Here is a 4665-nt window from a genome sequence, read left to right as displayed (position 1 = left end):
GCTGCAGCCGGCGGCGGTGCAGGCGCAGCAGCGCGGGCGTGGTCGCTTCGGCACCCGCGAGCTGGCGATGTTCACCCGCCAGCTGTCGACGCTGGCGGCCGGCGTACCGCTCGAGGAAGCGCTGCGTACGATTGGCTCGCAGAGCGAACACCGCGGCGTGCGAAGGGTGGTCATGGCCACCCATGCCCAGGTGCTCGAAGGCCTGCGGTTGGCCGACGCAATGGCGCTTCAAGGCAACGCGTTTCCCCCGCTGTACCGGGCGATGGTGGCGGCGGGTGAGCGCTCGGGCGCGCTCCCGGAGATTCTGGAACGGCTGGCCGAATTGCTGGAACGGCACCAGCAACTGCGCGGCAAACTGATCGGGGCGCTGGTCTATCCGGCCACGCTCTCACTGACCGCCGTCGCGGTGGTCATCGCCCTGATGGCCTTCGTCGTGCCACGCGTGGTGGAGCAGTTCGACTCGATGGGCCGCGAGCTGCCCTGGCTGACTCGTGCGATCATCGCGCTGTCCGATCTGGTCGTGCACTGGGGCTGGTTGGGCCTCGTCGTGCTCGTCGCGGCCACGGTCACGTGCATGCAGCTGCTGCGTCGCCCGGCCTTCCGGCTGCGGGTGGACACCGCCGTGCTGCGCCTGCCGTTCCTGGGCCGCCTCATCCGCGACCTGCATGCGGCCCGCATGGCGCGCACCGTGGCGGTGATGTTGTCCAGCGGCCTCCCACTGCTGGAAGGCCTTTCGGTCACCGCCCGCACCGTGGGCAACGAGGCCCTGCGTGCGGCCACGCAATCGATGGTAACCGCGCTTGACGGCGGTGGCAGCCTCTCGGTGGCCATGCGCCAGGCCGATGTGTTCCCTCCCACGCTGCTGTACATGGCCGGCAGCGGCGAAAGCAGCGGACGCCTCGCCCCGATGCTCGAACGCGGTGCCGACTACCTCGAGCGCGAGCTGGACACCTTCGCCAACGCTACGCTGAGCCTGCTTGAGCCGGCCATCATCGTCACCCTCGGCGGCGTGGTGGCCCTGGTGGTGCTGTCCATCCTGTTGCCGATCCTGCAGTTCAACTCTCTGGCGTTGGGGTGACATCTGCCATGACTTCCGTTTCCACTCTTCCCGGTGACTTTCCCATGCGCAACCATTCCTTCCGTGCCGCCTCCCGCGGCTTCACCCTGATCGAGCTGATGGTGGTCATCGTGATCATCGGACTGCTCGCCACGGTGGTGATGATCAATGTGCTGCCCAGCCAGGACCGCGCGATGGCCGAGAAGGCGCGCGCCGACGTCGCATTGCTGGAACAGGCCTTGGAAGCCTACCGGCTGGACAATCTGGTCTACCCGCGCACCGACCAGGGACTGCCGGCCCTGCTGCAGGCACCAGCCGGCCTGACCCGTCCGGAGCGCTATCGCAAGGGCGGCTACATCCGCCGCCTTCCGGCCGACCCGTGGGGCAACCCGTACCAGTACCGCACGCCGGGGCGACGTGGCGCGGTGGACGTGTACTCCTTTGCCGCCGATGGCGTGGAAGGTGGCGAGGGCGAGAATGCGGACATCGGCAACTGGCAATGACCGCCGCCCCCGGCCCGCATCCGAGCACGCGCGTGCGTCGACGGCCGCGCATGGCAGGCTTCTCCCTGCTGGAGGTACTGCTGGTGATGGCCATCGCCGGGATGGCCACCACGGCGGTGCTGCTGACGCTGCCTGACGGCGACGCGGCGCTGCACCGCCAGGCCGACACGCTGGGCACGCACCTGCGCCGGGCGAAGGAGCAGGCAGTGCTGGGAGGGCGTTCGTTCCGCGTGGACGTGGACGCGGCGGGCTATCGATTCTTCCGTGTGGACCATGGGCATTGGCTGCCTTACCACGACGGTCCGTTTCGCGAACGCCGCTGGACTGATGGTGTATCGCCGGTTGGCCAGGACGATGAGCAACGGTCGGTGTTCCGTTTCGATCCCATCGGCATGGCCGAACCGGAGGCCCTCGTGCTTCACAATGGACGGCAGCGCGTGACGGTCGCCGTACAGCGCAGCGGCAAGGTCATCCTCGATGCGCCTGCACGCTGAGCGCCCGAGCCGACAGCACGCCGGAGGCTTCTCCCTGCTGGAGATGCTGGTGGCGATGGCCATTCTGGCGATGGTGGTCGCCGGCCTGCTCAACGTGGCCGGCGAGGCCACCCGCACCGCCACGCGCATGGAAGACCGGATTCTGGCCGGCATCGTCGCCGACAACATCGCGGCCGAAGCGCTGCTCGCCGAGCCTCCGTCGCTCGCCCGGCCCGCGCAGGGCGAAACCGTGCTGGGTGATCGCCGCTGGCGTTGGGAACGCTCATCGGCCAGCACCAACCGCGGCCAACAGGCATTGATGCGCGTGGATATCCGGGTGCTGACGACCGATGGCGGCGAAGCAGCGCGGACCTGGATTTTCCGATGAACGCCGCACGCGCTGCAGGTGGCTTCACCTTGATTGAAACGCTGGTCGCGCTGGTGATCTTCGCGCTGATCGGCACGACGGCAGTGGGCCTGCTGGCCTGGACGGCGGATCAGCGTGCCGCTGTGCGCGAACGCATGGACCGGTTGGCGCAGCTGCAGCTCACGCACAGCCTGCTGGGCGCGGACCTCGGCCAGGTGGCCGTGCGGCCAACGCGTCGCGCCGATGGCGACCGGGAGCCGAATGCCTTCAACGCCGCTCCACCCGATGACACGCGTCGGCCGCTGCTGGCGTTCGTCCGCCGCGGCTGGGAGAACCCGGCGCAGGCCCCTCGCGCCTCGATGCAGTACGTGGAGTACCGGCTGGTGGAAGGGCGCCTGGAGCGTGACGCACGCTCTGCGCTGGATGGAACCCTGACCGGCGAGCCGCAGGTCCTGCTGGACGGAGTGCGTTCGGCGCGTACCTACTTCTATTCCTATGGGGCGTGGAGCGACGGTTGGATGGGGGGCCAGACCGCCCTGCCCCGCGCCGTGCGCCTGGAACTCGAACTGGACGACATGGGCCTGCTGCGCCAGGACTTCGTGCTGCCGGAGACCACGCAATGAGCGCGCGTCGCCGACAGCCGCGGCTCTCTTCTACGCGCACGCAGCGCGGCATGGCCTTGCTGATGGTGCTGCTGCTCAGCTTAGTCATCGGCGTCCTGGTGATAGCCCTGCTCGACGACATCCGCTTCGGGGTGCAGCGGACGGCCAACGCCCAAGGCCTAGCACAGGCCCGGCACTTCGCGCTGGGGGCCGAGGCCATGGCGCGCCGTCGGGTGAGCGTGCTGGGAACCCCCGGCGTGCCGGTAGACACGTGGCGCAACGCGCCGCTGGGGTTCCCGATCGAGAGTGGTCTCATCCAGACGAGGCTGAGCGACGGCAGTACCTGCTTCAACCTCAACGCGTTGGCGGTCGGCGTCCCCGGGCAGTGGAACCGCAACGAAGCCGGTGTGCAGCAGTATGTGGCGCTGTTGCAGACACTAGGCTTCGCGGCCGCGCAGGCGCAGGGGCTGGCCGACACCACCAGCGACTGGATCGACACCGACAACCTGCGCGCCCCGCTGGGGGCCGAGGACGCCAGCTACGCCGCTGGAGGGGGGGGCTACCGCACGGCAGGCACCCTGCTGGCGGAAGTGAGCGAACTTCGTGCGATGCGCGGCTATACGCCCAACGTGTACGAGCGGATACGTCCATATGTGTGTGCGCTTCCGCTGGCAGGCATCTCGCCTGTCAATATCAATGCCCTGGATGAGGCGCAGGCACCTGTGCTGAGCATGCTCACTCTGGGGCAGCTTCCACTGGCGCAGGCGCGGCAGGTGATCCGCACGCGACCGGCCCAAGGATGGAGCGACACCGACTTCGCCGCGGCTCTGCAGGCCAGGGGGGCCGAGCTGGCGGACTACGATCAGTACCGCACCGCACCGACCTGGTTCGTCCTCGATGTAGACGTGGACTACGCGGGCAACCAAGTCACCCTGAATTCCCTGTTGCACTACAACGGCATGGGCGACGCCCGCCTGGCCGCACGCCGCTGGACCCGAGACGAATGACTTCCGCTGCCGCACAGACCCGCCTCATCCTTCTGCATCCCGATCCTGCGCAGCCGGTGCGCTGCCTGGTGGTGGATGCCCATGCGCAGATCGTGGCGCGCCACACCGTGCCCGCCGGCCAGCCCTTTCCCACCTTGCAGGGTACCCGGGACGTGGTGGCCGTGCCAGGCGAGTTCGTCGGCCTGCACCGTTTGCGGTTGGACGGACGGCACCCCCTGCAACTGCGGGCCTCTGCGCGGAATGACCTGGGGGACCGCTTGGCTGCGCCGATGGCAACGGTGCACGTGGCGCTGGGTGCGGCGGCCGAGGAAGCGCAGTGGTGGGTCGCGGTCGTGGCGCACACCAAGATGCGCGCGTGGGCCGAGCGTGCCGCGCGCCTTGCACTCGACGCCGCCGCCTGGGTGCCGGACTGCCTTCTGCTCCCCGCGTCCCACGCCGTACAGCTGGGCGACCGGGTGCTGGTGCACGGCCCGAGCGCTGCATTCAGCGCCGAAGCAGCACTCGCCATGGCCGTGGGCGCGGACGACCATCCGCCGGTTCTGGAAGGGGAGGACGCAGATCTGCGCCTGGCAGCCGGGGTCTGCCAACCGCTGCTGCTGAATCTGCGCCAGTTCGAGTATGCCCCCGTGGACCGGCGTGCGCGGCGAGCCCGTCGC

7 protein-coding genes are annotated in these 4665 nt (G+C 69.1%); all 7 read left to right on the top strand.

Annotated features, from left to right (window positions below; all coding sequences use genetic code 11):
• A partial coding sequence (locus EGJ34_RS20645) for a type II secretion system F family protein (protein ID WP_125362299.1) occupies positions 1-1078 on the top strand: 1078 nt, incomplete at its 5' end.
• Between the two features lie 44 nt (positions 1079-1122).
• On the top strand, positions 1123-1560 hold the full coding sequence (gspG, locus tag EGJ34_RS20640) for a type II secretion system major pseudopilin GspG (protein WP_125362298.1): 438 nt from the start codon (positions 1123-1125) through the stop codon (positions 1558-1560).
• Positions 1557-2054, top strand: a complete 498-nt coding sequence (locus EGJ34_RS20635; RefSeq protein ID WP_125362297.1) for a GspH/FimT family pseudopilin — start codon at positions 1557-1559, stop codon at positions 2052-2054. The genes gspG and EGJ34_RS20635 overlap by 4 nt, the downstream gene beginning before the upstream one ends.
• A complete protein-coding gene (gene gspI / locus EGJ34_RS20630; protein WP_125362296.1) occupies positions 2038-2421 on the top strand; it encodes a type II secretion system minor pseudopilin GspI in 384 nt (127 codons plus the stop codon). The genes EGJ34_RS20635 and gspI overlap by 17 nt, the downstream gene beginning before the upstream one ends.
• Positions 2418-3023: a type II secretion system minor pseudopilin GspJ gene (gspJ, locus tag EGJ34_RS20625; RefSeq protein ID WP_125362295.1), complete on the top strand. Its 606-nt coding sequence runs from the start codon at positions 2418-2420 to the stop codon at positions 3021-3023. The genes gspI and gspJ overlap by 4 nt, the downstream gene beginning before the upstream one ends.
• Positions 3020-4009, top strand: a complete 990-nt coding sequence (gspK, locus tag EGJ34_RS20620) for a type II secretion system minor pseudopilin GspK (RefSeq protein WP_125362294.1) — start codon at positions 3020-3022, stop codon at positions 4007-4009. Before gspJ ends, gspK begins: the two co-directional genes overlap by 4 nt.
• The coding region (gene gspL / locus EGJ34_RS20615; RefSeq protein ID WP_260477089.1) for a type II secretion system protein GspL at positions 4006-4665 on the top strand (660 nt) is incomplete at its 3' end. The genes gspK and gspL, both read left to right, overlap by 4 nt.

The organism is Stenotrophomonas sp. 278, from assembly GCF_003935715.1.
In the GTDB taxonomy this organism is placed as follows: Bacteria; Pseudomonadota; Gammaproteobacteria; order Xanthomonadales; family Xanthomonadaceae; genus Stenotrophomonas; species Stenotrophomonas maltophilia_AH.
The sequence above is the reverse complement of the archived record's forward strand: the minus strand, read 5'-3'. Positions and strand labels throughout refer to the sequence as shown.